The 26,313-nt window shown below is 54.4% G+C and carries 28 protein-coding genes; 6 read left to right on the forward strand and 22 right to left on the reverse strand.

Features of this window, described 5'->3' with window-relative positions:
• The first annotated feature begins 172 nt into the window (after positions 1 to 172).
• From HMPREF2804_RS04380 to HMPREF2804_RS04390, 3 genes are all read left to right on the forward strand, one after another.
• Complete coding sequence (locus HMPREF2804_RS04380; protein WP_141744103.1) at positions 173 to 1,486, forward strand: glycosyltransferase; 1,314 nt, start codon at positions 173 to 175, stop codon at positions 1,484 to 1,486.
• 93 nt (positions 1,487 to 1,579) lie between these two features.
• Positions 1,580 to 2,365, forward strand: coding sequence for a phosphatase (locus HMPREF2804_RS04385; RefSeq protein WP_048754752.1), 786 nt, complete (start codon positions 1,580 to 1,582; stop codon positions 2,363 to 2,365).
• 469 nt (positions 2,366 to 2,834) lie between these two features.
• Positions 2,835 to 4,343 (forward strand): sugar transferase, encoded by a 1,509-nt coding sequence (locus HMPREF2804_RS04390; protein WP_037231129.1) that lies wholly within the window; start codon positions 2,835 to 2,837, stop codon positions 4,341 to 4,343.
• A gap of 98 nt (positions 4,344 to 4,441) precedes the next feature.
• On the opposite strand, the gene HMPREF2804_RS04395 is transcribed toward HMPREF2804_RS04390, so the two are convergent.
• The 3 genes from HMPREF2804_RS04395 to glmS all read right to left on the reverse strand — a co-directional run bounded on the left by HMPREF2804_RS04395 (position 4,442) and on the right by glmS (position 8,602).
• Positions 4,442 to 6,043 carry a bifunctional ADP-dependent NAD(P)H-hydrate dehydratase/NAD(P)H-hydrate epimerase gene (locus tag HMPREF2804_RS04395; protein WP_070627461.1) on the reverse strand — a complete coding sequence of 534 codons (1,602 nt, stop codon included), beginning with the start codon at positions 6,041 to 6,043 and terminating at the stop codon, positions 4,442 to 4,444.
• Positions 6,044 to 6,083: 40 nt separating this feature from the next.
• Positions 6,084 to 6,518 carry a holo-ACP synthase gene (locus tag HMPREF2804_RS04400; RefSeq protein ID WP_048751175.1) on the reverse strand — a complete coding sequence of 145 codons (435 nt, stop codon included), beginning with the start codon at positions 6,516 to 6,518 and terminating at the stop codon, positions 6,084 to 6,086.
• Positions 6,519 to 6,718: 200 nt separating this feature from the next.
• Positions 6,719 to 8,602: a glutamine--fructose-6-phosphate transaminase (isomerizing) gene (gene glmS, locus HMPREF2804_RS04405; protein WP_004005244.1), complete on the reverse strand. Its 1,884-nt coding sequence runs from the start codon at positions 8,600 to 8,602 to the stop codon at positions 6,719 to 6,721.
• A gap of 185 nt (positions 8,603 to 8,787) precedes the next feature.
• Here glmS and coaA point away from each other — a divergent pair, with 185 nt between their 5' ends.
• The 3 genes from coaA to mscL all read left to right on the forward strand — a co-directional run bounded on the left by coaA (position 8,788) and on the right by mscL (position 11,363).
• The gene (gene coaA / locus HMPREF2804_RS04410; RefSeq protein ID WP_070627463.1) at positions 8,788 to 9,744 is read left to right on the forward strand and encodes a type I pantothenate kinase; all 957 of its coding nucleotides are present in this window, start codon (positions 8,788 to 8,790) and stop codon (positions 9,742 to 9,744) included.
• A gap of 58 nt (positions 9,745 to 9,802) precedes the next feature.
• The gene (locus tag HMPREF2804_RS10720; protein WP_083308347.1) at positions 9,803 to 10,792 is read left to right on the forward strand and encodes a M15 family metallopeptidase; all 990 of its coding nucleotides are present in this window, start codon (positions 9,803 to 9,805) and stop codon (positions 10,790 to 10,792) included.
• A 202-nt stretch (positions 10,793 to 10,994) separates the two neighbouring features.
• The gene (gene mscL / locus HMPREF2804_RS04425; RefSeq protein WP_070627468.1) at positions 10,995 to 11,363 is read left to right on the forward strand and encodes a large conductance mechanosensitive channel protein MscL; all 369 of its coding nucleotides are present in this window, start codon (positions 10,995 to 10,997) and stop codon (positions 11,361 to 11,363) included.
• A 196-nt stretch (positions 11,364 to 11,559) separates the two neighbouring features.
• Here mscL and glmM read toward each other — a convergent pair whose 3' ends face one another.
• From glmM to rplR, 19 genes are all read right to left on the reverse strand, one after another.
• Complete coding sequence (gene glmM, locus HMPREF2804_RS04430; protein WP_070627469.1) at positions 11,560 to 12,918, reverse strand: phosphoglucosamine mutase; 1,359 nt, start codon at positions 12,916 to 12,918, stop codon at positions 11,560 to 11,562.
• A 101-nt stretch (positions 12,919 to 13,019) separates the two neighbouring features.
• Positions 13,020 to 14,075, reverse strand: coding sequence for a polyphosphate kinase 2 (gene ppk2, locus HMPREF2804_RS04435; RefSeq protein WP_013397602.1), 1,056 nt, complete (start codon positions 14,073 to 14,075; stop codon positions 13,020 to 13,022).
• 169 nt (positions 14,076 to 14,244) lie between these two features.
• Positions 14,245 to 14,742, reverse strand: coding sequence for a 30S ribosomal protein S9 (gene rpsI, locus HMPREF2804_RS04440; protein WP_004005250.1), 498 nt, complete (start codon positions 14,740 to 14,742; stop codon positions 14,245 to 14,247).
• A gap of 33 nt (positions 14,743 to 14,775) precedes the next feature.
• Positions 14,776 to 15,219 (reverse strand): 50S ribosomal protein L13, encoded by a 444-nt coding sequence (rplM, locus tag HMPREF2804_RS04445; protein WP_004005251.1) that lies wholly within the window; start codon positions 15,217 to 15,219, stop codon positions 14,776 to 14,778.
• A gap of 210 nt (positions 15,220 to 15,429) precedes the next feature.
• Entirely contained in the window at positions 15,430 to 16,380 is a 951-nt protein-coding gene (gene truA / locus HMPREF2804_RS04450) for a tRNA pseudouridine(38-40) synthase TruA (RefSeq protein ID WP_210399311.1), read from the reverse strand.
• A gap of 216 nt (positions 16,381 to 16,596) precedes the next feature.
• Positions 16,597 to 17,316: a 50S ribosomal protein L17, sunset domain variant gene (rplQ, locus tag HMPREF2804_RS04455; RefSeq protein WP_004005253.1), complete on the reverse strand. Its 720-nt coding sequence runs from the start codon at positions 17,314 to 17,316 to the stop codon at positions 16,597 to 16,599.
• 100 nt (positions 17,317 to 17,416) lie between these two features.
• Positions 17,417 to 18,409 (reverse strand): DNA-directed RNA polymerase subunit alpha, encoded by a 993-nt coding sequence (locus HMPREF2804_RS04460; protein WP_013397604.1) that lies wholly within the window; start codon positions 18,407 to 18,409, stop codon positions 17,417 to 17,419.
• Between the two features lie 137 nt (positions 18,410 to 18,546).
• Positions 18,547 to 18,951, reverse strand: coding sequence for a 30S ribosomal protein S11 (rpsK, locus tag HMPREF2804_RS04465; protein WP_004005255.1), 405 nt, complete (start codon positions 18,949 to 18,951; stop codon positions 18,547 to 18,549).
• A 68-nt stretch (positions 18,952 to 19,019) separates the two neighbouring features.
• Positions 19,020 to 19,388 carry a 30S ribosomal protein S13 gene (rpsM, locus tag HMPREF2804_RS04470; protein ID WP_005505026.1) on the reverse strand — a complete coding sequence of 123 codons (369 nt, stop codon included), beginning with the start codon at positions 19,386 to 19,388 and terminating at the stop codon, positions 19,020 to 19,022.
• Positions 19,389 to 19,561: 173 nt separating this feature from the next.
• On the reverse strand, positions 19,562 to 19,675 hold the full coding sequence (gene rpmJ, locus HMPREF2804_RS04475; RefSeq protein ID WP_004005257.1) for a 50S ribosomal protein L36: 114 nt from the start codon (positions 19,673 to 19,675) through the stop codon (positions 19,562 to 19,564).
• Positions 19,676 to 19,801: 126 nt separating this feature from the next.
• On the reverse strand, positions 19,802 to 20,023 hold the full coding sequence (infA, locus tag HMPREF2804_RS04480; protein ID WP_005505018.1) for a translation initiation factor IF-1: 222 nt from the start codon (positions 20,021 to 20,023) through the stop codon (positions 19,802 to 19,804).
• A 207-nt stretch (positions 20,024 to 20,230) separates the two neighbouring features.
• Positions 20,231 to 21,460, reverse strand: coding sequence for a 23S rRNA (adenine(2503)-C(2))-methyltransferase RlmN (gene rlmN / locus HMPREF2804_RS04485; RefSeq protein ID WP_070627473.1), 1,230 nt, complete (start codon positions 21,458 to 21,460; stop codon positions 20,231 to 20,233).
• A 67-nt stretch (positions 21,461 to 21,527) separates the two neighbouring features.
• Positions 21,528 to 22,364: a type I methionyl aminopeptidase gene (gene map / locus HMPREF2804_RS04490; RefSeq protein WP_070627475.1), complete on the reverse strand. Its 837-nt coding sequence runs from the start codon at positions 22,362 to 22,364 to the stop codon at positions 21,528 to 21,530.
• A gap of 119 nt (positions 22,365 to 22,483) precedes the next feature.
• The gene (locus tag HMPREF2804_RS04495) at positions 22,484 to 23,047 is read right to left on the reverse strand and encodes an adenylate kinase (protein WP_048754761.1); all 564 of its coding nucleotides are present in this window, start codon (positions 23,045 to 23,047) and stop codon (positions 22,484 to 22,486) included.
• The gene (secY, locus tag HMPREF2804_RS04500; protein WP_013397608.1) at positions 23,044 to 24,351 is read right to left on the reverse strand and encodes a preprotein translocase subunit SecY; all 1,308 of its coding nucleotides are present in this window, start codon (positions 24,349 to 24,351) and stop codon (positions 23,044 to 23,046) included. The genes HMPREF2804_RS04495 and secY overlap by 4 nt, the downstream gene beginning before the upstream one ends.
• 272 nt (positions 24,352 to 24,623) lie before the next feature.
• A complete protein-coding gene (rplO, locus tag HMPREF2804_RS04505) occupies positions 24,624 to 25,070 on the reverse strand; it encodes a 50S ribosomal protein L15 (protein ID WP_013397609.1) in 447 nt (148 codons plus the stop codon).
• A 1-nt stretch (position 25,071) separates the two neighbouring features.
• Complete coding sequence (gene rpmD, locus HMPREF2804_RS04510; protein ID WP_004005265.1) at positions 25,072 to 25,278, reverse strand: 50S ribosomal protein L30; 207 nt, start codon at positions 25,276 to 25,278, stop codon at positions 25,072 to 25,074.
• A complete protein-coding gene (gene rpsE / locus HMPREF2804_RS04515; protein ID WP_179291529.1) occupies positions 25,278 to 25,919 on the reverse strand; it encodes a 30S ribosomal protein S5 in 642 nt (213 codons plus the stop codon). Before rpsE ends, rpmD begins: the two co-directional genes overlap by 1 nt.
• 29 nt (positions 25,920 to 25,948) lie before the next feature.
• Complete coding sequence (gene rplR / locus HMPREF2804_RS04520) at positions 25,949 to 26,311, reverse strand: 50S ribosomal protein L18 (RefSeq protein WP_004005271.1); 363 nt, start codon at positions 26,309 to 26,311, stop codon at positions 25,949 to 25,951.
• Positions 26,312 to 26,313: the final 2 nt, after the last annotated feature.

Here is a 26,313-nt window from a genome sequence, read left to right on the forward strand (position 1 = left end):
TTTCATGTATTTTCGCTCTTCTTATCCCGATTTAGGGAGCGTTCATCAACAGTTCATGTTCTTACTGTGCGAATGCGCCTCTTCGATACCGTCGAAGCTTACACGTTCACCCTTAGGCTCACTCGGCTTGCAGAACGCGCTGTCTCATAAAACCGCGCGTTAGACTAGGAAGGTGAAGATTCCCGAGAGCTCGCAGTCCCGCTTGCCCCAGCCTGTTGTGCATGTCTATTCTCTGCATACCGATCCTTTTGCGCAGCCCGGTCGCGGCGATGCCGGGGGCATGAACGTTTATATTGCGCGTTCGATTGCGGCTATGCTGGCGGCAGACGATACTTTGCGCGTCGAGGTTTTCACACTTCTTACCGATCCCGATTGTGAGCATGCAAAACCCAGCGTGCAGGTTCCAGCTCTTCTCAATTCGTATCGTGATCGGGTGCGGGTGCATCAGGTATTGATTCCGCAGGCTTTAGGTGCCCGTAAAAATCAGCTTGCCGAGTTTACAGCCGAATTTGCGGCGCAATGCGTCTCATTAGCGTGCTGGCATCCGCAGGTTATTCATGCACATTATTGGCTTTCGGGCGTTGCTGCGCTGGGGGCTGCCCAAACTTATGCTGCCGAAGGAACGGCTGTTCCCGTAGTATTTACCCCTCATACGACTGCCGCTGCGAAGGATGCGCGCCGCTCCCCCGACGAACCCGAAGAACCACACGCACGTTATGAAAGCGAGCATCGAGTTCTTGAACATGCCGCTTTGACGATCGTCAATACTTCTCTTGAAGGGCAGCAGCTGCAGGACTACTATGGGGCAGATCCCGCACGCATGCGTGTGATTGCGCCGGGGGTTGATACCGGTATTTTTCACCCACTGCCGGGGGTGCACGCCGAACATGAGGGTTCGGATACGCACGCTCGGGTGGTTTTTGCTGGGCGTCCTCAGCCGTTAAAGGGACCCCATATTTTGGTAGAGGCCCTTGCGCTTCTTCCCGCGGATCTGCATGTTGAACTGGATATTATCGGCAAGTCTTCTTCCGGGTACGAATTAGATCTTCTTGCCCGTGCCCGCGATTTAGGCATCGCCGATCGGGTGCATCTGCGCAGTCCGGTTCCTGCCGATATTCTTGCCGATATTTTTCGCCGCGCCGATATTGTGGCTTCTCCTTCCTCGTCTGAATCTTTTGGGCTCGTGGCTTTGGAGGCGCAGGCTTCGGGGGCTGCGGTACTTGCCACCGATGCAGATGGGCTGCGTTTCGCTATCGAGAACCATAAAACGGGGTTGCTTGTGGCGCCACGCACCCCGCAGCGTTGGGCAGTTGCGATCGAGCGGCTGGTGCGTGCCCCACGTCTGCGCTTAACACTGGGGGCGAATGCGGCAGCTCGTGCACTTTCTTTCAGTTGGGAAGCGACCGCCCGAAAAACCTTGTGCGTCTATTCCGAGGCGATAACCGGTCGTCATTTAGCACAAGAGCGGACCGAGGGCTCCGCATAGTTCTTTACTTTACGAATGCTCTGCTCACTCAAAAACCTGTAGAACGCACCACAGCACGGTCTCGAAAGTTGTTCAAGCGGCTACACTTGACGTATGAGTTTTGCAATGACGCGCGACGAGTTTGCCGCTTATCTTGATTCTGCCCGCATCACGGGTGATATTGCTACACCGCGCGAGAATAACCTTTCGCATATTCAAGGGTTTCTCGATCATAATGAGCACCTCGAGTTCGGGGTTACATGGTCGAAGGATTGGACCTATGACGAAGTTTTTGAGGTCATGGTACGCCGTGCTGGTCTGAACCCTGACCGTTCGCATGTCCAGGGGCAAGATACGATTGGTGCCGCCCAGTGCATTGATGCTCTCGAAGAGTATGCCCGTATTTTTGGCGATGCGGTGCGCGCCCACCAAAAGATCCTGTTCGCCACCGGTCACCCTGCCGGACTTTTCCCCATTTATGCTGAGCTGGCGCGCATCGCCGAACGCGCCGGAGCCACGGTGCTGCGTATTGAGCAGGGCGAGCGGTTCTTGGATGGCGATATTCGCCAGATCATGGGTGTGGTGATGTTTGAGCAGTACGGGAATCTGCAGCATACGCATTTCCCGGGGCCGATGCGCATCGCCCTCGCCCAGCTTCGTGAGCGCGGTGAGATACCCGATCTTGTGGTTTCCGATCACGGGATGGCGGGGTATGCGGCATCGCAACAGAAGCTGCTGACGCTCGGTATTGCCGACTGTAACGACCCGGGATTGTTTATTGCCGCAGAGCAGGGTGATTTACCGGTGTGTGTTCCGATGGATGATAATGTTCCGCCGAATCGTTACGAACCGCTGATTGATTTTTTGGTGAATCGCGCCTCATTGAAACAATTTCGGTAAAACTTTTAGGCTATAGTTTTTTATTCTTTCAAGGTATTTTATTAGTTTACGGGTATTGAAGCTCTCTGACTAGGATATTTATTAAAGCTATTTACAAAAGTAAACATCCACAATAGCCTTTAATAATCGTGTCTTCAGCACCTTTATAGCACATTAAGGTGATTGAATTCACTCTTTATCCTTGAAGTTTAGACCACCATTCAGGAGGACTGAACTCCTGGTTTAACCGTAAAATATAAGGACTGAGTAGTTTTGAAGAACTATCGTGAGAATCAGTTAAAGGCCAGGTTTCTCTTCCGGACTACCTCGGGGCCTCAAAGCTGGTTCTCGTTCTCTCTACTTCTCGCTCACACACTGCACACATCATTCATCTGTATTCCGACTGACCACCGGGCTGCGGGTCTCAAACTCGAGCATTCCGCGCATACGCCGATATGCGCGCTCACCACGACCGGGGAAGATAACTTCATTGAAAGCAAAAGAAAGACTCAAAAAAGTTTGGGGCACCACATATGTCGCCAAACGTGAGTGGCATCCACAGGTTTTGAAATCTCTTTACCTGGGCGACTTGATTGCCATTGCCATCTCTATTTTTGCTGCGCACTTTATTCGCTTCGGCTTCGTAAACGCGGATTTACCGCCTGTGAATGTCTGGCCGCTTAACCTGCTCGATCCTTCCGTCGCACCCATCGACTATATCTTCCTCGATATCGGCATGATCATAATCTGGTGGCTGACTCTGCAAGTCAACGGCTCACGGAATATTCGCGTTCTAGGAATGGGAACCGACGAATACCGTATGGTCACACGCGGCAGCACTTACTTTTTCTGCACACTCGTGATAGTGGCGTTCTTTCTCAAAATCGACCTGACCCGTATGTACCTGCTCATCGCCTACCCGTTGGGTTTAGGACTCATCATGATAGAGCGATGGCTACTACGCCAAAGACTAGTACAGAAACGTTTGCAAGGGTATTCGCTAACCCGCGTCATGATTATTTCCGACGTTCCCACCGGTAAACATTTGTATAAGAGCCTCTCCGGCGCCGTCGCATCGGGGCTTTCACCAGCTGCGTTTTACCTGCCGGGAATATACGCCGGTACCACGATTGCAGACGTCGATCTGCCCATTCTGGGTTACTCCACGAACCCTGACGATATTATGCAGGCCGTGCAGGAGAACAATATTCAGATGGTCGCCATCTCGAACGGGCATCAGCTGACCCCGGAACAGATGCGTATGCTCGGCTGGCGTCTCGCGGATGCTCATATCGCCCTGATTATGGCTCCCGCGACCACCGATATTGCGGGGCCTCGCATGCATATTCAGCCGCTCAACGGGCTACCGCTTGTGCACGTTTCTACCCCGCATATTACGGGTATCGCTGCACTGGCGAAACGCGCCCTGGATGTGCTCGCCTCCGGGCTGGGGCTTCTCGTGCTTTCCCCTGTTTTCTTGGTGGTGGGTATCCTTATCAGACGCGACGGCGGACCTGCATTCTTCTTCCAAGAGCGCGTAGGAATGAACGGCGATGTTTTTCGCATGGTCAAATTCCGGTCGATGCGCACCGACGCCGAAGAGATCAAAGCCCAGCTTATGGAACAGAACGAAGGCAACGGGGTGCTCTTTAAGATGGTGAATGACCCACGCATCACCCCAATCGGCCGGTTTATTCGCAAGTTCTCCATTGACGAACTGCCGCAGCTCTGGAATGTTTTTATTGGCGACATGTCCCTGGTGGGCCCTCGGCCCCCGCTGGCGGAAGAGGTAGACCTATATGAGGATATTATGTACCGCCGCCTGCTCGTCAAACCCGGGATTACCGGGCTCTGGCAGGTCTCTGGCAGAAGCGATCTCTCCTGGGATGAATCGGTACGTCTTGACCTGTACTACGTCGAAAACTGGTCTATGACAACCGACTTTATTATCCTGCTGCGCACGGTACGAGCAGTCTTCGCCAAGGAAGGCGCCTACTAATTTTCGTGCCCGACTATGCCAAGGTCGGTATAGTCCAATACAGCGGTGGGGCGTGACATGATGTCGCGCCCCACCATACTATGTGTCTCGTTCAGGTTTTAATCGTCGAGAACGGCTTTCTCATCAAGAAGTCCCGCAATCGCCTGCGGTAAATACGCGGCCACTCGGCTGGGAGGAACCGGCCCTTTGCGTCCTTCCAACGATGCCAGCGCCGCACGATTATGCAGGTAAACCGCCAGTGCCGCAATACTTGCATACGTGCATCCCTCGACCTGCTCATGACGTTCCTGCGCAACCGCCATATATTGTGCCAAGAGAGCACCCAGAATACCGGTGAGGGTATCGCCGCTTCCGGCGGTAGCAAGCCACCCGGTAGCCCCGTGCACGCTATAGGTGGCACCCACGGGGGCGGCGATAAGCGTCGTCGAGCCCTTAAGCATCACAGTTGCACCGCTGAGCTCGCATGCGGCACGAGCCCATCGGAACGGCTCGGCGTTAATATCTTCCCGGCTGGGCACGAGAGCGCCGTCAAGCATTTCTTCCCAACGCTGCGGCGAATGCTCATGAATGCGCCGCAGAAAACGTTCCAATTCTCCCGCATGCGGAGTCAGAATTTTATGTTCGCCTAGGCTGTGCCCCGCCATTAAATAATCTGCGGCAAGGTCTACTGCACCAGCATCCAGAATTGCAGGTTCAGGGGCATTGAGCAGGTACCTGTTATGGTCCAGAGTTTCGGTACCGGTACCGCTGCCACCAGCCCAGGCGTGCACATGCTCGTGGGCGGGAGGTCCTGTGAAACACACCGTTTCCGGGTTTTGCCCAAGCATGAGAGTGCGCAGGGTATCGTCTTTCCCATTGAAACGCACCATCCCCACCCCGGTATTGAGGGCAGCACGCACACTCATCAGGGCAGCACCGGGATAATCGCGACTTCCCGTGAGCATACCAAGCACACCGCGATTGTACTTATGTGAGAATACCGAAGGCTTTTCGAGGAGATCCCGATAGTCCTCACGTTCCATAACGCGCAGCATCGGCTTATGCCCCTTGAGGGCTTCGGGAACCCCTAAATCGTAGAGTTTAATAGTTCCGCAGTGCTCCCCAATATGGGTTCCTGCCGGTAGTTTACGTCCGATAAACGTAACCGTTCGCTCAGCCGCAAGTGAGGGTTCGTGCAGAGTACCGCGTTCGCTATCGAGCCCGGTCGGGGCATCACAGGCGAGCACTGGGGGTAATTTACCGTCCAGCTGTAAGGCACGGAGTTTAGCCAGATATTCCCCCGCTTCCCCACGTGCTGCTCCCTTCGCGCCGGTTCCCAAAATACCGTCAATAATCAGGGAGTAGGAGGCAATATCGCGCAGACTTTGGGCAGTGTCAAGCACGCGGGTTCCTTCACCGCTTTCGCGGGCGAGCAGCTCCAGGTTATTACCGGTTGGGTCGAAGAGAACGGCCTCAATGCGGTACCCCTGCTGATGCAGACGGGTGCCTGCATACACTGTATCCGCACCGTTATTCCCCGGCCCAACCAATAAGAGGATGCGCGTGTACTGGCTGTGCTGCCCCGCATCAGCGAGCATATCGTGAGCTTCGGCGGCGAGCGCATCTGCCGCGCGCTGCATCAGATACCCGTCGTAGTCCGGTGCCTCAAGGTAAGGACGTTCAGCGTTGCGAATTTGTGTACCCGTGTAGACGAGCTTCATAACTCCTCCTGATCAAATGCTCGCGTCGATGCGGCAGGGGCTAGTCGGTGGGGTCTTCGGTGAGAACCGTCATACTGTAGCTTTCAGGATCGAACCTTTTCAGATGGGCAAGCTCTGTAGCGCTCAGATATTCCGCCGTGGCGATGGCAACGGCTACGGGTTCATCGTGGGTTAGGCTCAGGTGCAGACGATTGATGCCGAGGGTACGGGCACGCTCGGCGATCGTCCCCGTAAGAATCAGGTATGGTTGCCCACTCTCGCTGCTGGCGACTTCGCAATCTTGCCAATTGAGCCCATCGGGTGCCCCTAAGACTTTGGCGACCGCTTCTTTGGCGGCAAAACGTACGGCTTGAGAACGGATATTACGAGTGCGCTCATTCGGTGTGAATACCCTGCGCACAAAAGCGGGTGTTTCGGTGACGATTCGTTCAAAGCGCTCAATGTTGACGGTATCTACGCCGATTCCGATAATCATTTTTCGCCTTTCCTGCCAAAATGCGAGTTTTGTTTTAAGTTTAGCGAGGTTGGTACAGGGAAGACAGCACAGCGAACAATGTTAACGCATCATGAAACTTCCTCGGCCTCGCGCTGTAGCGCGGATTAACGAGGCGTGGACGGTGCCGTCCCCTGAAGGGTAACGACACCGCCCACGCGAACGCATATGCGGGATGAGGATTACTCCACGGTCACCGACTTGGCGAGGTTACGGGGCTGGTCAACATCCAGTCCTTTCGCTTCAGCAAGTGCGCACGCGAAAATCTGCAGCGGCACGGTGGCAAGCAAAGGCTGCAGCAGAGAAGGCGCGGCAGGAACGGTGATCAGACGATCCGCATATTCCTTGACAGCCTCATCGCCCTCTTCGGCAATGACAATGGTGAAGGCGCCGCGAGCGCGTACCTCCTGAATATTGGAAACAACCTTGCCGTGCAGAGATTCGCGCCCGTGTGCGGAAGGCACAATGATGATAACGGGCTGACCCTCTTCGATCAGGGCGATAGGACCGTGCTTCAGCTCGCCGGCGGCGAAGCCTTCGGCGTGGATGTAGCTGATCTCTTTGAGTTTAAGCGCGCCTTCAAGGGCAACAGGGAACCCAACGTGGCGCCCTAGGAAGATCACCGAAGAGGTATCTTTCATCTCGGCGCCAAGTTCTTTCACAAGGGTATCGTTGTCGATAACCTTCTGGATCTTGGCGGGCATCTTCTGCAGCTCACCGAGAATGGCAGAGATTTCATCCTTGTACTTGTTGCCGCGAAGCTGCGCAAGATACAGACCCAGCAGATATGCTGCAGTAATCTGCGCCAGAAACGCCTTGGTCGATGCGACCGCAATCTCGGGGCCAGCGTGGGTGTACAGCGCCGCATCGGATTCACGCGGCAGGGTTGAACCGTGGGTGTTGCAGATAGAGATAACCTTGGCGCCCTGCTCGCGGGCGTGACGCACCGCCATGAGGGTATCCATGGTCTCGCCGGACTGCGAGAGAGCCACGATCAGGGTCTTCTCGTTCACGATTGGGTCGCGGTAGCGGAACTCGTGGGCAAGCTCGACCTCGGTGGGGATACGGCACCAGTGCTCGATAGCGTAGCGCGCAACCTGACCCGCGTATGCTGCGGTACCGCAGGCCACCACGATGATCTTATCGATCGAGCGCAGCACGGAATCATCGATATTGAGCTCGTCCAGAACAAGGTTGCCTTTTTCATCCATGCGTCCCATGAGGGTTTGCTCAACGGCGGTGGGCTGTTCGTGAATTTCCTTCTCCATGAACGAGTTGTAGCCGCCCTTTTCCGCCGCTGCAGCATCCCATTCGATGTGGAAGGGCTTGCCTTCGGCGGGGTTGCCCGCAAAATCAATAATGGAATAGTCAGTACCAGTGATGGTGACAATCTGATCCTGCCCCATCTCTACGGCTTCTTTGGTGTGGTCGATAAACGCCGAAACGTCGGATCCTAAGAAATTCTCGTTCTCTCCCAGTCCAATCACCAGCGGAGAGTTGCGGCGGGTTGCCACCACACGGTCGGGGTGGTCTGCGTGAACCGCAAGAATCGTGAAAGCACCTTCCATACGGTTTGATGCTTCACGCACAGCCTCGGTCAGGTCTTTAGTACCCAGTTTGTTATAGATACTTGCGATAAGTGCCGCAGCTACCTCGGTATCGGTCTGAGACTGAAACTCCACCCCTTCGGCAAGCAGTTCGGCGCGTAGCTCGGCGAAGTTCTCAATAATACCGTTGTGCACAACCGCTAGACGACCGTGATCGACCACGTGCGGATGCGCGTTATTATCGGTGGGGCCACCGTGGGTAGCCCAACGGGTATGGCCAATACCAATCTGTGATTCGGTGAGCGGCGCATCCTCGACCTCATGTTCTAGGTTGATAAGTTTGCCCGCCTTCTTGCGGAATTCGATGCCGTCAGGGCATACGAGCGCAACACCGGCCGAGTCATAGCCGCGGTACTCCTGGCGGCGCAGACCTTCAATGACCACTTTGTATGCATCGTGGTCGAATTTATTACCGTCCGGAGCTGCGTCCAGACCTACATATCCTACAATTCCACACATAGCTCAAGTTTATCTTATTCACGCCCCAGGGCAGCTAACCCGGCGCCCTTTACACCTGTGGGCAGAATAACCCCTAGTCAAAAGGCATTTCTTTCAAGGTATAGCCCCAGCCTTTGTGCATTCTTAACCTAAAGGATGCCACGCCTTGTTCGCATCTGACGCGCAAAATTCGTACACTTAGGGGAATGAGCTCCTCAAATTTTTCTGCCGCCAGCTCGCGTTTTGTCGAGCTGGAACGCTCACGATGGTCGCGGCTAGCGACCGAAATTTCGGTACCCCTCAGCGAAGAGGAACTCGAAGCGCTCCGCGGCTTAGGAGAACCGGTAGACTTCGATGAGGTGCGCCAGATCTATTTGCCAATCTCCCGACTTTTAAATCTGTATGTCAACGCGGCATCCTCACTCAACCACATGACGAATGACTTCCTTCAGGCATCCCACCGGCGAGTTCCCTTTATTATCGGTGTAGCCGGGTCCGTAGCGGTCGGCAAATCGACAACGGCACGCCTGCTGCAGGCACTCCTGAGGCGCTGGCCCTCAACCCCAAAGGTTCAGCTCGTCACCACCGACGGTTTTCTGTACCCAAACGCTGAGTTACAACGCCGCGGCATTATGCACCGCAAAGGCTTTCCCGAATCATACGACAGGCGGGCACTGCTGCAATTTGTCTCCGATATAAAATCGGGAGTCCCTGCGGTCAGAGCCCCCAAATACTCACATCTGTACTATGATATTCTTCCCGATGAACAGATTGAGGTCACGACCCCTGACGTGCTGATTCTTGAAGGACTTAACGTACTCGCTCCCGCCGGTACCGAAGGTCCCGAAACCTCAGACCTGACACTCAGCGACTTTTTCGATTTCTCCATCTACGTCGATGCGCATACCGAAGATATTCAACGATGGTACGTTAACCGGTTCCTCACCCTGCGTTCCTCCGCGTTCACAAACCCGGATTCTTACTTTAAGCGCTATGCTGAGTTAAGCGATGACCAAGCGATTGAGCTTGCCACCGGTATCTGGAAAACCGTCAACGAGCCTAACCTTGTACAGAACGTTCTTCCTACTCGCGCTCGCGCGCACCTGATCTTGCAGAAAGGTTCCGACCATAAGGTGGCGCAGGTTCTCTTGCGCAAAAATTAGCGCATTGCCGTTGACATATTTGTCAGAATAAAGACCAGTTTCCCAAGGAGGGGTCCCGATGGGTACATCAGTTTTTTCACGCCGAGCGCTACTGACGGCAGCCTCTGCGGCATCTGGGTCTTGGGTCTTGTCTGCATGCGGCTCTCAGGAACCTCAGGCTAGCGGGAATGCATCAGCTACTGCCCCCACTACACCAAGCGCTACAGGCACGGCTTCTGCGGCAAGTGCGTCATCTTCACCTACCGCCGCCCCAAAGGTTACGCAGAGTTCCGCTCCATCAACCCCTACGATGAAGCCTAGTGCGTCCCCAACGGCAAGCGAGAAAGCCCCAGAGACAAAACCGTCTGAAAAAGCTACCCCAGAGGCCACAGCCTCAGAGTCTTCACAACCCAAAGACCAGAAGTCGCAACCAGAAGGCGGCACTACAGAAAAACCTTCCGCACCCGAAAGCAAAAAACCTGCTGAGCACACATCGGTCGAGTCGCACCCGGAATTGTTACGGTGCATCGTCAATAAAACTCGCCCATTCTCACCGCAAGATTGGGCCCCGCAGGATTTGGTGCCGTTTTATGGGCAGCAGTTACGTGCTGAGGCGGCTGCGGCGGCGCAGTCCATGATGGATGCGGCAGCACGGGATGGGGTAACCCTCACGGTCAGCAGTGCTTATCGTTCCTTCGCGGCGCAGAAACAGACCTACCAGCATTGGGTTCAGGTTAATGGGCAGAAGACCGCAGATACACTTTCTGCACGGCCCGGATATTCGGAACATCAGACCGGACTGGCTATCGATTTTGGTTCCCCCGAAGGATGCCTGCTGCAAGAATGCTATCAAGATACTCGTGCGGGTCAATGGTTGGCGAAAAACGCCCCCGACTTCGGGTTTATCCTGCGTTTCCCAAAGAACCAGCAGCATGTGACGGGCTATATCTTTGAACCCTGGCATTACCGTTATCTAGGCAGCGGCCTAGCACAGGAGTATCGGGCATCCGGAGCAAAGACTTTGGAAGAGTTTTTTGGCACCGGTGCAGCACCAGATTATCTTGGGTAGGGTTCAGCCAACCCTTATGGTTTTATCAATGGCTTACCCCCTAACTAGTCTTTAGACGGGGTTCTAACCCACAGAAACAAATATCTAAAATCAACCTTTAAAGATTGATATGTAATGCACTAGTGAAGAAAGTCACTTTATTTGGAGCGGTTTTTGTTGGTTTTTCCTGAAAATTTGCTGGGAAACACGATACCCTAGGTACATGCTTAAAGGTTTTAAAGATTTCTTGATTCGTGGCAACGTTATCGACCTTGCAGTCGGTATCATCATGGGTACTGCGTTCACCGCAGTTGTGACTGCACTGGTTCAGTCGGTGCTCATGCCCGCAATTTCCATGCTCTTCCAGTCTCCGAACTTTGATTCTTTCCTTGTCTTCGGTCAGATTAAGATCGGTGTCTTCCTGACCGCTGTCGTAAACTTCCTGCTCATTGCGGCTGCTGTGTACTTCGCTGTGGTTCTTCCGGTTCAGAAGCTCAATGAAAGGGCTACCCGCAACAAGGGTGAAGAAGAGGAAGAAGAAACCGAGCTTACCCTTCTCAAGGAAATCCGTGATTCCCTCGCTAAGAAATAATCTACGGATCACTCCGATTCAAACATACTAGTCATTCAACAAAAGCCGTGGGGCGCATCCGAATCTGGATGCGTCCCACGGTATTTTCAGCTCGAATAAATCTAACGATATGAGCTGAACCTACGCTATAAACAAAATGCGTATCGTCGGCGAAATAGAAATATTTCGCCGACGATTTTCTAGAAAGCCTGTAAGACTAGAGAGCCAGTTCTTTCGCCACCACATCCGCAAGATGCTGAGCAACAGAATCGGCTTGCTCCTGCGTAGCCGCCTCAACCATAACGCGCACCAGCGGTTCGGTTCCAGAAGCACGCAGGAGAACACGCCCGCTCTCCCCCAGACCCTTCTCAGCATCGGCCACAGCAGCATTCAGCGCAGCATTGGTTGAAACTCCGGCACGATCCACGCCCTTAACATTAATCAAACGCTGCGGGGTGGGTTGCATCCGTGAGGCCAGCACAGAAAGTTTTTCTCCACTGCGTGCTACCTCAGCGGCAAGCTGAATCCCGGTGAGCACACCGTCACCCGTGGTCGCATAATCACTCATAATCACATGCCCGGACTGCTCACCGCCTAGGTTATACCCGTGCTCACGCATCTCTTCGAGTACATAACGATCGCCCACGGCGGTGCGCACCAGCGAAATGCCATGCTCACGCAGATAGAGTTCAAGCCCTAGGCTGCTCATCACGGTCGCCACAAGAGTGTTCTGGCTCAGATGCCCAGCACGATGCGCCGCTAAGGCAAGAATAGCCATAATCTGATCGCCGTCTACCAGGTTCCCCTGCTCATCAACTGCCTGGCATCGGTCGGAGTCACCATCGTGTGCAATCCCCAAGGTTGCGCCGTGTTCAACGACGGCAGATTGAAGGGACTGCGGATGTGTAGAACCTACGCCATCGTTGATATTGGTGCCGTTCGGTTCAGCAGCGAGCGCAATAACCTCGGCCCCTAGCCGGGTGAAGGCCGCAGGAGAAGCTGCATAAGCCGCGCCATTCGCGCAGTCCAGCACAATCTTAAGACCTGCGAGAGGCTTCTCGTCTTCTAGCGTGGAAACTAGGTGCTTAACGTATGCCTCAGTACCGTTCTCTAGGGCGCAGATAGAGCCGACCTCGCCCCCGGTAGGGTACCTAAAGTTCTTTTCTCGGTACACGCGCTCAATGGCATCTTCAGTGGCGTCTTCAAGCTTTTGTCCACCACGCGCTAAGAATTTAATGCCGTTATCGGCGGCGGGGTTATGCGATGCTGAGATCATCACACCAAAGTCTGCATCCGTGTAAGCCACTAAGTAGGCGGCGGCCGGAGTGGGGACGATTCCCGCGTCCAACACATCCACACCAGCGCTGGTAAACCCGGCTTTCATGGCAGAGACAATAAAATCTGCAGATGCGCGTGAATCGTTAGCGATTACGGCGCGGGGGCGGGTGCCTTCGGCGACCTGCTCATGTCCAAGTACAAGGGCGGCTGCCTGCGCGAGCTCAAGAGCGAGTGCCGGAGTGATAATCTCATTCGCGAGGCCGCGCACGCCATCAGTTCCAAAAAGTCGTTCAGTCACCTTACTATCTTACGCCGGAACCGCCCCCGCTTTGGTAGGCAGGGGCGGTTCTTGGTTATTTTCTTAGTAGGTTTATTGAATAAACCAACCAAAAGTTTTATTTATTGGATGACAGGGAAACCTTCGGGGTCACTGCCGCCTTCTTCTTCAAAAACATCAGTTGCAGAACGTACAATCAAAGGATCGCAGGTTCCCACGACTTCACGGTCTTTTGAGGTGTAGTCGAATTGTGAGAGCACGTAACGCATAGCTTCCAGACGAGCACGCTTCTTATCATTTGACTTGATAACGGTCCACGGGGCATCGCCGGTATGGGTGTAGAAGAACATGGCTTCTTTCGCAGCAGTGTAATCATCCCACTTATCGAGCGACGCCAAATCGGTAGGTGATAGTTTCCACTGACGAACAGGATCGGTGCGTCGTGAGGTAAAGCGTGCCAGCTGTTCCTGCTTGGTAACTGAGAACCAGAACTTAATGAGCTTAATGCCCGAGTTCACGAGCATACGCTCCAAGTCGGGTACTTCGCGCATAAACTCGAAGTACTGAGCCTGCGTGCAATAGCCCATCACACGCTCAACCCCGGCGCGGTTGTACCAGGAACGGTCCATCATGACGATCTCGCCACCAGAGGGTAAGTGCTTGATATAGCGCTGGAAATACCACTGAGTCTGTTCAATATCGGTTGGCTTTTCAAGAGCCACCACGCGAGCCCCACGGGGGTTCAGGTGTTCCGTAAAGCGTTTGATGGAACCACCCTTACCCGCAGCATCGCGTCCCTCAAAAATAATGAGGATTTTCTGCCCGGTCGATTTTGCCCATAGCTGGAGCTTCAGAAGCTCAATCTGCAGTGCGCGTTTTTCTTTTTCGTATGCTTTACGACCGAGTTTTTCATCGTAGGGGTAGCCAATCTTCCAGGCATCGCCCCTTGAGCTTTTCTTATTTCCGCTCAGAGCATGGGTGAGAGATGCCATTTCATCCAGTTCTGCCGCATAGTCTTCAACCACCGAGGTGCGACGAACTTGGGGTTTGAGAGCTTCTTTAATAGCGTGCTTTTTCTCTGATACGGCTGGATCTGCAACATCGGAAGACTGAGGAGCGGTTTCGGGTACGGTGCTCTCGACCTGCTCCGTTGCGGGCTGAAGGTTCTTTTCTGTCATGAATTCTCTTTCCGTTCGTGTCTGCTTTGACACTTTAACTGTACCGAGAGTGAGAATGAGTGACAAATGTAACAGTTATCGCAACCTTATGCAGGTAAACCCCTTATAATGCACAAAGCCCCCGCGCTTCTTTGGGAAGTGCGGGGGCTTTGTGCAGCAGAACCAGCGATTAACGCTTGGAGAACTGCGAAGCCTTGCGTGCCTTCTTGAGACCGGCCTTCTTACGCTCAATAACACGTGCGTCGCGAGTCAAGAAGCCTGCCTTCTTCAGCGCGGGACGATTGTTCTCACGATCAATCTCGTTGAGGGCACGAGCGATACCGAGGCGCAGCGCGCCTGCCTGACCGGAGGGACCACCACCGCTGATGCGTGCAATCACATCGTAAGCACCTTCAAGTTCCAGGATCTTGAACGGCTGGTTCACATCCTGCTGATGCAATTTATTGGGGAAGTAGCTATCCAGGCTACGGCCGTTAATGGTCCAGTTACCGGAACCGGGAACCACGCGAACACGTGCCACTGCTTCCTTACGACGACCGACTGCAGCACCTGCAACAGTCAGTGCCGGACGGCTTGTCTGCGCAGCCGCCGCGACGGGGGCTGCGGATTCCGAGGTGTAGCTAGTGAGCTCTTCCTCGACTACGATCTGCTCTTCGTTCTGAGCCACGATTTCTCCTAATAGTTTCTTCGTAGGCCCGAATTACTGGGCGACCTGGTTGAATTCGTAGGTCTTGGGCTGCTGTGCCGCGTGCGGGTGCTCGGGACCAGCGTAGACCTTCAGCTTCTTGATCTGCTGTGCAGCTAGCTTGTTCTTAGGCAGCATGCCCTTCACAGCCTTCTCAACTGCACGAACAGGGTTGGTTTCAAGAAGTTCTGCATAATTGACGGACTTCAGACCGCCAGGGTAACCCGAGTGGCGGTATGCACGCTTCTGCTCAAGCTTTGCACCGGTCAGAGCGACCTTCTCGGCATTCACGATGATCACGAAATCGCCGGTGTCCACGTTAGGGGTAAAAGTCGGCTTGTGCTTACCGCGCAGCAGGATAGCGGTCTGGCTTGCGAGGCGACCGAGCACCACATCGGTGGCATCAATGATGTGCCACTGGCGCTCAACTTCGCCGGGCTTAGGAGTATAAGTGCGCAAAATATTGGCCTTTGTCTCGAAATGTACATTCGGCGCTTAGTTGGGTATCACGCCTATTACTACGTGCATGACGAATCCGGGTGAGGACCGAATGCTCGCCCGTTCTGACCCGTACTCTGCGACACCTTGACGTCCTGCAACTAGACAGTGCCGAGAGCGTGCTCGGGCAGAACACGCACAACTAGCAAAACTATACAGCAATTTAGGTGCTTAATCCACACCAAAACCCTTAAATGGCGCGGATTCCCCGTTAAAAATGTTGCTCTGCCGCATTGCCCGAGTAGCTCGTGCCTGCAGACCGTACTCTTCAGGCGCTGGATAATCAATGTGTGCAAGAGCTAATCCATGCGGGGGTGCCATAATGAGCGAGGCATCCCGCTGCGGGTTTCCTAGGCGTTCCCGCAGCCATGCTTGGGTCCGTTTTCCGGTGCCGTAGAGAACTAGTGCCCCTATAAGCGAGCGCACCATATGGTGACAAAAAGCGTCTGCCTCAACTGTCGCTTCAATAACTCCGTCATCATGGCGTGTTAGGTATATACGGCGGAGTTCACGAATCGTCGTAGCTCCCTCACGCGGTTTACAGAACGAGAGAAAATCATGTAGCCCCGTAAGTTCATGAGCTGCCTTGTTAAGATCTTCAAGGTCTAGGCTTTCGGGAATGCACCAGGCATACGCGCGGTGCAGCGGATCGGGGCTACTCCCCTGTCCATCCAGGATGCGGTACGTATACCGCCTGCCGGTCGCTGAAAACCGCGCATCAAAGTCCTGCGGCACGGGCTGTACCTGGTGAAGCACAAGAGATCCTTGAAGAAGCCCGCGCATGCACTCGGGGATTCCTAGCGTATGTTCTGCCTGCGCCAGGGTTCGTTTCAGGGCACCAGAAACCTTACGTTTGAGCGACTCAGCTGGATCTGCCAGCCCGTCACGCCCAGTAAGTTTCTGCCAGGTTTCGGCGGCAATATCAAGGTGGATAGTTTGCGCCTGCGCATGTACTCCGGCATCGGTACGACCGGCGACCGTCACTCGGTGATGCGCGCGAAGCACCAGCTCCAGCGCATCCTCTAATACACCCTGCACAGTTACCAGATTAGGCTGCCTTGCCCACCCGCTAAACCACGTGCCGTCATAGGCGCAGTCGATACGTACCCGCTGCGTGCCCAGCACGTCCCCATCGCCAGATGATGGCTGCGAGTCCAGGTTGATCTGTGATGCCTGAGGACCAGGTTCTTGTAAGTGATCAGACACAGTAGCTTTCCCCTTTCGCCCTTCAACAATACCTGGTGAATTGCCCAAGAATGTACGTCTGAAACACGCAAAATCCGTCGCCTATGAACCTAGGCGACGGATTTTGACAATAAGCTAACGCGTTAGCTGTACTTACTCAGCAGAAACTTTCTGAGCTGCTGCACCACCGGCGGGTGCGTAACCTGCCGCCTCAGCCGACTCAGCGGAGTCAAACCAGATTTCGGCGATGGTGTTTGCATACCAGCGGGAGCCGGGCACGTGGTACTTCATCGAGTCAGCGTTACCCTTGACCTCGAAGCCTTCGGGAGCCTCACCAGATTCTAACGGAGCGTGTGCGCCTGCAGGCAGACCCTCGGTACCTTCAGACTTAGCGGGCTTAGCTTCTTCCTTAGGTTCAGCTTTTTCAGCTTTTGCCTTCTTTGCTTCAGCCTTAGGAGCCTCGGCAGCCTTCTCAGTAACCTTGGTAGCTTCTGCAACAGCACCCTTGGTTTCTACAGGCTCCATCACGAGTTCGATAACAGCCATAGGTGCGTTATCGCCCTTACGGTTACCGATCTTGGTGATGCGAGTGTAGCCACCGGGACGCTCGGCCATTGCCGGTGCGATTACGGTGAAAAGCTCGTGTACTACGGACTTGTCGGTAATGGATCGCAGCACGCGACGGCGAGCCGCCAAATCGCCCTTCTTACCGAAGGTGATGAAACGTTCAGCCACCGGGCGCATACGCTTTGCCTTAGTCAAGGTGGTGGTGATGCGCTTGTGCTGGAAGAGCTGCGCCGACAGGTTATTGAGCATTAGGCGCTCATGGGTCGGGGAACCGCCGAGGCGGGGACCCTTAGTGGGAGTAGGCATAGTTATTTCTCCATGATTTACGTTCCACCGCCCCAACAACGGGACTTAGGAACCACGTTTACTGATCCCGGAACAACCGGGTGAACTATTCGATCGAAATTTATTCGCCGGAACCGTCTTCGTCATCGTATGCACGAGCAACGGGTTCAAAGCCCGGAGGGGAATCCTTGAGAGCCAGACCAAGCTCATGCAGCTTAGCCTTGACCTCATCAATGGATTTAGCACCGAAGTTACGAATATCCATCAGATCCGCCTCGCTACGAGTCACGAGCTCGCCCACGGTGTGGATGCCCTCGCGCTTGAGGCAGTTGTAGGATCGAACGGACATGTTAAGGTCCTCAATCGGCAGAGCCAAATCGGCAGCCATGGACTCGTCGGCAGGCGACGGACCAACCTCGATACCCTCGGCAGCAACGTTGAGCTCACGTGCAAGTCCGAAGAGCTCAACCAGGGTGCTGCCTGCGGATGCGACGGCATCGCGCGGTGCAATGGCTTCCTTGGTTTCGACGTCCAAAGTCAGGCTGTCGAAGTCGGTGCGCTGTTCAACACGGGTTGCGTTAACGCTGAAGGTAACCTTCAGAACCGGGGAGTAAATAGAATCAACCGGAATACGGCCGATCTCTGCATCACCGGTCTTGTTCTGAGCTGCAGACACATAACCGCGACCGCGCTCAATAATCAGTTCGGCATTGAAGTTTGCCTTCGCATTGAGGGTTGCGATGTGCAGTTCCGGGTTGTGGATCTCAACACCGGCAGGTACTTCAATGTCGGCTGCAGTAAGTTCACCCTCGCCCTGCTTACGCAGGTATGCAACTACAGGCTCGTCATTTTCCGAAGAAATCGAGAGCTTCTTGACATTCAAGATAATCTCGGTGACATCCTCGGTGACTCCGGGAACAGTGCTGAACTCGTGCAGAACACCGTCGATACGAACGCTGGTAACAGCGGCGCCGGGAATGGAGGACAGCAGGGTGCGACGGAGGGAGTTACCCATGGTGTAGCCGAATCCCGGCTCAAGGGGCTCGATGGTGAAGCGCGAACGGTTCGGCGCTACGACCTCTTCAGTCAGAGTGGGGCGCTGTGCAATAAGCACTTTGTTTCCTTTCGGTGGGCTCCGCTATATGAGCCCACAAGTTTGGGAAAACAGATTTTAGGAAGCAGACGGGTGTCTGGACTCTTTGGTGTTATCTGTGAAGACGACAGCCGCAGAGGGATTAGGCATTCGCCTAATTAGACGCGGCGGCGCTTCGGCGGACGGCAACCGTTGTGAGCTACGGGGGTTACGTCCTGAATCGAACCAACCTCTAGGCCTGCTGCCTGCAGAGAGCGGATTGCGGTCTCACGGCCAGAACCGGGGCCCTTTACGAAAACATCAACCTTACGGACGCCGTGTTCCTTAGCACGGTTTGCGGCAGTCTCAGCAGCTAGCTGTGCGGCGTAGGGGGTGGACTTACGAGAGCCCTTGAAACCCATGTCGCCTGCAGAGGACCACGAGATTACTGCACCAGTGGGATCGGTAATGGAGACGATAGTGTTGTTGAAGGTCGACTTGATGTGAGCCTGACCAGCAACGATATTCTTGCTGACCTTGCGGCGGGTCTTGCGAGCAGCCGCGGCGCGAGTCTTGGGAGGCATTATTGATTCTCCTACAAAGGTTTTCTAATACGTTGGTCGATACTGATAGTTCGACAGAGCAACGTTGCTTACTTCTTCTTACCTGCGACGGTACGCTTTGGGCCCTTACGGGTACGTGCGTTGGTCTTGGTGCGCTGACCGTGAACCGGCAGGCCGCGACGGTGACGCAGACCCTGGTAGCTGCCGATTTCAACCTTGCGGCGAATATCGGCTGCAACCTCGCGGCGAAGATCACCTTCAACCTTGTAGTTGCCTTCGATGAAGTCACGAAGTGCCACGAGCTCCTGGTCGGTGAGATCCTTGACGCGGGTGTCAGGGTTCACGCCGGTAGCAGCGAGGGTTTCGTGAGCACGGGTCTTGCCCACGCCGTAAATGTAAGTGAGAGCAACTTCCACGCGCTTTTCGCGGGGAATATCAACTCCAGCGAGACGTGCCATACTGGCTTCTCCTTGTTGTTTTCCAGAGGTCTGTAGCATCACTGCCCGGGTATTTGCCCGGTCCCCGGCCTCTGAGTCCGGAGGTATCCGCATCCTTTATCACTCGATAAACAATGCGGAGCGGTGCCTATGACGATTCCGCCCGCAGGCGGTGTTACGCAGCTACCGTGGGCTTAGCCCTGGCGCTGTTTGTGGCGCGGGTTTTCGCAGATCACCATGACTACGCCATGACGGCGAATCACTTTGCACTTATCGCAGATCGGCTTAACGCTCGGCTTGACCTTCATCGCATTCCTTTTGATTGCAACTTGATAACTGGCGAGATAAGAGGTTCTTACTGTGCAACCAGAAGAACTATTTATCCCTATGAACACGACTTAAACGCCGCCGAAGCGACGTTTAATGATCGGGTTTTACTTATAACGGTAGACGATACGACCACGGGACAGGTCGTAGGGGCTCAGTTCCACTACCACGCGATCCTCAGGCAGGATTCGAATGTAGTGCTGACGCATCTTACCCGAGATGTGCGCGAGAACTTTGTGACCATTGTCTAGCTCAACACGGAACATCGCATTGGGCAAAGCCTCAACCACAGAGCCCTCGATCTCGATGACGCCGTCTTTCTTTGCCATATCCTCCGCTAACGTCGGTGCCCAGAGTTTACGCTCTGAACAGTTCTATCTTCTGATGCTGTATATCTTCACACACTGGTGAAGAGCGTTTTACACCTGCAAAAGGGCGCACTTAACGCTGGTACAAACAGCCAACTATCAACTATACGACATAGTTGCCTTTTAAACAACTGCAGAATAAGGACTATTATCCGGTATGAGGCGCCCCTACTCTTCTTCTTTGGCAGCGAGCTGGCCACATGCACCATCAATATCAGAACCGCGAGTATCGCGAATTGTCGTTGGAATACCGTGTGCCCGCAGACGCTCCACAAAATTCTGCTCCACGCCCTTACGCGATGCTGTCCATTTTGAGCCAGGAGTCGGATTCAACGGAATAGGGTTTACATGCACCCATCCGCGACCGCGCTGCGCGAGCTTTTTCCCCAGCAAATCGGCGCGCCATCCCTGGTCGTTAATATCGCGAATAAGCGCATATTCAATTGAGATGCGCCGCCCGGTCGTGCGGTAATAGTCGTATGCGGCATCCAGAGTCTCATCAACCTTCCACCGCTGGTTGATGGGAATAAGCTCATCGCGCAGTTCATCATCCGGCGCGTGCAGCGAGAGGGCAAGCGTAATCGGCAGTTTCTCCAGCTCAAACTTGCGGATACCGGGCACCAAACCCACGGTAGACATCGTAAGTCCGCGCGCGGAGATACCCAGTCCCTCGGGAGCGGGATCGATCAGACGGTGCACCGCGCCCATCGTTGATTTATAGTTTGCGAGCGCCTCGCCCATTCCCATAAATACAATATTGGAGACGCGTAGCGGGCGGGTATCTTCCGACCCTCCATCGGCCTTGTCAAGACCCTTCATCTGTTTCAGATATCGTGCCCCAGCAACTACTTGCTCCACGATTTCTGCGGTCGAGAGATTGCGGGTGAGCCCCTGCTGCCCGGTGGCACAAAAGGGGCAGTTCATACCGCATCCAGCCTGCGAGGAAATACACATGGTGACGCGGTTGTCATACCGCATAATGACCGATTCAATAAGCGCCCCATCGAAAAGACGATGTACGACTTTGAGGGTATCCCCGCCGTCAGCTTCTAGAGTTCGCACAGGAGTTAGCAGCTGCGGCATTGCACGGGATACTATCTCGTCACGGTCCTGAGCAGGCAGGTCTGTCATCTGCGCCGGATCGTTAACCAGTCGTTCGAAATAGTGCTTTGAGAGCTGCGATGCACGGAAGGGTTGGTATCCCAGTTCCTTGATGAATTCACGGCGCCCTGCCATATCAAAATCGGCAATATGCTTGGGTGGTTTTGTTCGCCGGGGTGCTTTGAGCGCAATTTTTCCCGGTTCAGGGCGCACGCTTGAAATCTCCACGGGTACTTTGGTGGAGCGCGACGTGGAATCGGTTGAAGCTGCGGTGCAGCCTGTCAGAGTTTCGCTCATAGTTTTCCTTCGGGCGTTATAGATGCTCGATGATTGTCAAGGATGCACACCCCAAAATGGGCAGATGCTACTTAGGAATCGGTACGGGGATAATGCCGAAGCGTGCCAGTTCAGAGGCTCCCCCATCTTCTGCGGTTAGAACCCACAGGCCATCTCGATGCACGGCAACCGAGTGCTCCCATTGGCAGGCATCCGATCCATCGGTTGTAATGACTGTCCAGTCATCCTCAAGTACGGTGGTATCGGTATTCCCCGTTACAAGCATGGGTTCGATTGCAAATGCCATGCCAGGTTTAATTTTTGGACCGAGATCACGGGCGGCGTAGTTCAGCACGTCGGGCGCCATATGCATGTAGGTACCGATACCGTGGCCTACATAGTCTTCGATGATACCGTATGTATCCCCGGTTTCGCTGCGCACGAATTCTTCGATCGCAATCCCAACCTCGCCGATTTTCTTTGCGTGCGACAAGGCGGCGATACCGTGCCAGAGGGCTTCCCGGGTTATATCGGATAGGTCTCGGCGGGCCTGTGAAGTATTTCCAACCAATACAGTTCGTGCAGAATCGCCGTGCCACTGCTTCTTAGTAGCCGGGTCAATAATATAGGCGCCTCCATCGATAGAGATAATATCGCCGTCTTGAAGGATATAGTCACCGGGTATGCCATGTACCACCTCATGATTCACAGAGGTGCAGATACTTGCAGGGTAGTCATAATAACCATAAAAGTTCGAGATTCCGCCCTGTTCTTCTAGACTGCGCTCGAAAACTTTATTGAGCTCTGCGGTACTTACTCCGGGCTTTGCAGCCGCAACTGCCGCATCCAACGCACGGCTGGTTATAATGCCTGCGCGCGACATGTGGTGTAATTCGGTATTAGTTTTGACCTCTACACGTGCCATAGAAGATTCCTTCTCGCCCTGACTCCATAAGAGTATTGCCGTATCAGTATCGCTGCGGCATACGTTCATGCAACTGCGCCCCCGCACGATGACGGAGGCGCAGTTTATAATGTATAGCCCTAAGATAGGGCTTTAAGAATACGTTCGGTCACGTCGGCAATCTCACCTAGACCATCAACCTCTTTGACGATACCGCGTTCACGATACTTCGCGATCAGCGGTGCGGTCTCTTCTTCGTACACCTTCAAGCGATGGCGAATGACCTCTTCATTATCGTCGGTGCGCCCCTGCTCGGCAGCTCGGTTGAGCAGTCGGGCAACAAGCTCGTCATTATCTGCAACGAGCAAAAGTACACGATCAATCTGCTGGTTTTTATCCGCAAGGATAGCATCAAGCTCGTGAACCTGAGCGATGTTGCGGGGGTATCCATCGAGAAGGAAACCGTGTGCCGCATCGGCTTCGTCGAGACGAGCACGCACCATATTGTTCGTAACGGAATCGGGCACGAGGTTGCCGGAGTCAATATACGACTTCGCTTCCTTACCGAGCTCGGTCTCTTCCTTAATGTTCTTCCGGAAAATATCGCCGGTCGAAATCGCGGGAATCTTCAGCTCCTCAGCGATCTTGACGGCCTGAGTGCCTTTACCGGCACCGGGAGGGCCTATGATCAGAAGACGGTTCATCGAAGCAATCCTTCATAGTTTCGTTGTTGAAGCTGGGCGCTGACCTGCTTGAGAGTATCAAGACCAACACCCACCACGATCAGCAGCGATGCACCGCCGAACGGGAAGTTCTGGTTTGCGTTGAAGAGAACCAACGCAACAAGCGGAATCATGGAAACCACAGCGAGGTAAAGCGAACCCGGCAGTGTAATGCGGGTTAGCACATAGCTGAGGTAACGTTCAGTAGGCTTACCCGCGCGAACACCCGGAATAAAGCCGCCATATTTCTTCATATTGTCTGCAACCTCGACCGGATCGAAGGTCACCGCAACATAGAAATACGTGAATCCAAGAATCAGCAGGAAGTACAGAGCGATATACAGCGGATGATCGCCCCTCGTAAGGTAGGTATTTACCCAGTTCACCCATTCGGGGGGTGCTGCGCCACCTTGTGGGGTATTGAACTGCGCGATAATACCAGGCAAAGTCAGCAGTGAGGAGGCGAAGATGATGGGAATAACGCCCGCCATATTGACCTTGAGCGGAATATAGGTGCTGGTACCGCCAATAGTACGGCGACCAATCATGCGTTTAGCGTATTGCACGGGAACGCGGCGTACAGACTGCTCCACGTAGACCACCGCAAGCATCACGGCAAGGCCCACAAGGCATACGGACCAGAAGACGAACGGACCCTGCTGTTCCAGGATGGAGCCCAGAGCATTCGGGAACGAGGAAGCAATTGAGGTGAAAATAAGCAAAGACATGCCATTGCCTACGCCGCGCTCAGTAATCTGCTCGCCCATCCACATGATGACGCCGGTACCGGCACACAGAGTAATGATAATAACCAGGATGTGCAGCACATCGTCTTGCGGGATAATACCGGGGCAGTTCCCCAGAAGCACGCCAGAGCGTGCCATAGACACAATCGTGGTCGCGTTGAGAAGCGCAAGAGCGATAGTGAGATAACGGGTATATTGAGTGAGTTTGGCCTGTCCCTGAGCCCCTTCATCGTGTAGCTCTTGGAAACGAGGAATGACCACGCGCAACAGCTGAATAATAATGCTTGCCGTAATGTAGGGCATCACGCCCAGCGCGAAGATAGAAAGCTGTAGGAGTGCACCACCGCTGAACAGGTTGATGATGTCGTAGGCGCCACCGTGAGTTTGGTTGGCGTTAAGACACTGCTGAACCGTGCCGTAGGAAATACCGGGGGCGGGAATGAAGGTGCCCATACGGTACAGCACAATCATGCCTAGGGTAAACAGCAGCTTACGTCGCAGGTCGGCGGTCTTAATGACTCGCCCGAACGCGCTAAGCACATGTCCTCCTGAAAATCTTGGGGTATGTATTCGCTAACACAGATGTTAGGAACACGCTAAACACATACCTTCCAGTCTAGCCTGTTCACCGGTGTTGTCGATAACCACGGCGCGAGATATGTGTATTTTGTATTCTGTGAGCGTTATTTAAGATGAATTTTCTAGAATTTCTGAGACGTTAAATACATCATAAAAGCTTTAATGCAGACTCTTGCTGCTCAAAGAAGATGGCCCCCGCCTCATGTGCGGGAGCCATCTAGTGAGTCTGAAGACTACTTAACGGTTACAGAACCGCCTGCCGCCTCAATCTTAGAGATTGCGGATGCAGAAGCCTTATCAACCACAACGTTCACCTTAACGGTGATGTCGCCGTCGCCCAGAACCTTCACAAGCTCGTTCTTACGAACGGCGCCCTTAGCGACTAGGGCCTCGACGGTGACCTCGCCACCTTCGGGGAACAGTTCCTGAATGCGCTTCAGGTTAACAACCTGGTACTCGGTACGGAACGGGTTCTTGAATCCGCGCAGCTTCGGCAGGCGCATGTGCAACGGAAGTTGACCGCCCTCGAAGCCTGGACGAACCTGGTAACGAGCCTTGGTACCTTTGGTACCGCGACCTGCGGTCTTACCCTTGGAGCCTTCACCGCGGCCTACGCGGGTCTTTGCCTTGTGGGCACCCGGTGCCGGGCGCAGATCGTGAATCTTGATAGCGTCTGCCATCTTACTTGACCTCCTCAACCTTCACCAGGTGAGCAACGGTGTTAACCATGCCAACGGTGACGGGGTCGGCAGTGCGCACTACCTTGTTGCCCGGGCGCTTCAGACCGAGGGAACGTAGGGTGTCGCGCATATTCTGCTTCTGACCAACATAGGATTTAACCTGGGTAATTTCCAGCTTTGCGTCGCTGGGCTGAATACGCTTAGCCATTACGCACCTGCCTTATCGGACTTGGTGTTGCGCAGGTAGCTGGGGATAACCTCATCGTTGGGCAGACCACGACGGGCTGCAACTGCCAGAGGCTCTTCCAGTTGCTTGAGTGCTGCAACGGTTGCGTGAACAATGTTGATCTGGTTCGAGGAACCGAGAGACTTCGACAGCACATCATGGATACCTGCTGCTTCGAGCACTGCACGCACCGGACCACCAGCGATCACACCGGTACCAGCGGTTGCCGGGCGGAGCATCACAACGCCTGCTGCTTCCTCACCCTGTACGCGGTGGGGAATGGTGCGGTTCTCGATGCGAGGTACACGGAAGAAGTTCTTCTTAGCTTCCTCAACACCCTTGGCAATAGCTGCTGGAACTTCCTTAGCCTTGCCGTAGCCAACGCCGACCATACCGTTGCCGTCACCGACAACTACCAGAGCGGTGAAGCTGAAGCGACGACCGCCCTTAACGACCTTGGACACACGGTTGATGGTTACCACGCGCTCGATGTACTTATCTTTTTCCTCCTCGCGTGCGCGGTTCTTACGATCACCGCGACCGCGACGCTCGCCGCGGCTGTTGCGGCGCTCTTCGCGCTGCTTGGAAGTCTCAGCGGTTTCAGCTGCTACTGCTTCGCTCACCTGAGTTTCCTTTACGTTCTGTTCGCTCATTAGAGTGCCAGACCTCCTTCACGTGCGCCATCAGCAACTGCTGCAACACGACCGTGGTATTTATTGCCGCCGCGGTCAAACACGACAGTTTCAATACCGGCTGCCTTAGCGCGCTCTGCTACAAGCTCACCAACGCGCTTTGCTTTAGCGGTCTTGTCCAGATCGGTTGCGGCACGAAGCTCTGCTTCCATAGTGGAGGCGGATGCCAGGGTCACACCCTTGACATCGTCGATAACCTGAACGAACATGTGACGGCTCGAACGGGTGACGCACAGGCGCGGACGCGCAGCGGTACCCGAAACATACTTGCGGATGCGAGCGTGACGGCGTGCACGCTGCGATGCCTTCGACTTGATAGCCATGT

Origin of the sequence: Rothia sp. HMSC065G12 (assembly GCF_001811455.1) — a bacterium.
Classification (GTDB): Bacteria; Actinomycetota; Actinomycetes; order Actinomycetales; family Micrococcaceae; genus Rothia; species Rothia dentocariosa.

What these genes read in the sequence shown, in the direction of transcription:
- mscL (WP_070627468.1), top strand. Translation starts at nt 10,995, where the DNA reads ATGCTTAAAGGTTTTAAAGATTTCTTGATTCGTGGCAACGTTATCGAC.
- rpmJ (WP_004005257.1), bottom strand. Translation starts at nt 19,675, where the DNA reads ATGAAGGTCAAGCCGAGCGTTAAGCCGATCTGCGATAAGTGCAAAGTG.
- rplR (WP_004005271.1), bottom strand. Translation starts at nt 26,311, where the DNA reads ATGGCTATCAAGTCGAAGGCATCGCAGCGTGCACGCCGTCACGCTCGC.
- glmS (WP_004005244.1), bottom strand. Translation starts at nt 8,602, where the DNA reads ATGTGTGGAATTGTAGGATATGTAGGTCTGGACGCAGCTCCGGACGGT.
- HMPREF2804_RS04400 (WP_048751175.1), bottom strand. Translation starts at nt 6,518, where the DNA reads ATGATTATCGGAATCGGCGTAGATACCGTCAACATTGAGCGCTTTGAA.
- rpsM (WP_005505026.1), bottom strand. Translation starts at nt 19,388, where the DNA reads ATGGCACGTCTCGCTGGAGTTGATATTCCCCGCGAAAAGCGCGTGGAA.
- HMPREF2804_RS04385 (WP_048754752.1), top strand. Translation starts at nt 1,580, where the DNA reads ATGAGTTTTGCAATGACGCGCGACGAGTTTGCCGCTTATCTTGATTCT.
- ppk2 (WP_013397602.1), bottom strand. Translation starts at nt 14,075, where the DNA reads ATGACAGAAAAGAACCTTCAGCCCGCAACGGAGCAGGTCGAGAGCACC.
- coaA (WP_070627463.1), top strand. Translation starts at nt 8,788, where the DNA reads ATGAGCTCCTCAAATTTTTCTGCCGCCAGCTCGCGTTTTGTCGAGCTG.
- map (WP_070627475.1), bottom strand. Translation starts at nt 22,364, where the DNA reads ATGGCACGTGTAGAGGTCAAAACTAATACCGAATTACACCACATGTCG.
- HMPREF2804_RS10720 (WP_083308347.1), top strand. Translation starts at nt 9,803, where the DNA reads ATGGGTACATCAGTTTTTTCACGCCGAGCGCTACTGACGGCAGCCTCT.
- HMPREF2804_RS04395 (WP_070627461.1), bottom strand. Translation starts at nt 6,043, where the DNA reads ATGAAGCTCGTCTACACGGGTACACAAATTCGCAACGCTGAACGTCCT.
- rlmN (WP_070627473.1), bottom strand. Translation starts at nt 21,460, where the DNA reads ATGAGCGAAACTCTGACAGGCTGCACCGCAGCTTCAACCGATTCCACG.
- infA (WP_005505018.1), bottom strand. Translation starts at nt 20,023, where the DNA reads ATGGCAAAGAAAGACGGCGTCATCGAGATCGAGGGCTCTGTGGTTGAG.
- rplO (WP_013397609.1), bottom strand. Translation starts at nt 25,070, where the DNA reads ATGGCAGACGCTATCAAGATTCACGATCTGCGCCCGGCACCGGGTGCC.
- rpmD (WP_004005265.1), bottom strand. Translation starts at nt 25,278, where the DNA reads ATGGCTAAGCGTATTCAGCCCAGCGACGCAAAGCTGGAAATTACCCAG.
- rplQ (WP_004005253.1), bottom strand. Translation starts at nt 17,316, where the DNA reads ATGCCTACTCCCACTAAGGGTCCCCGCCTCGGCGGTTCCCCGACCCAT.
- HMPREF2804_RS04495 (WP_048754761.1), bottom strand. Translation starts at nt 23,047, where the DNA reads ATGAACCGTCTTCTGATCATAGGCCCTCCCGGTGCCGGTAAAGGCACT.
- rpsK (WP_004005255.1), bottom strand. Translation starts at nt 18,951, where the DNA reads ATGCCTCCCAAGACTCGCGCCGCGGCTGCTCGCAAGACCCGCCGCAAG.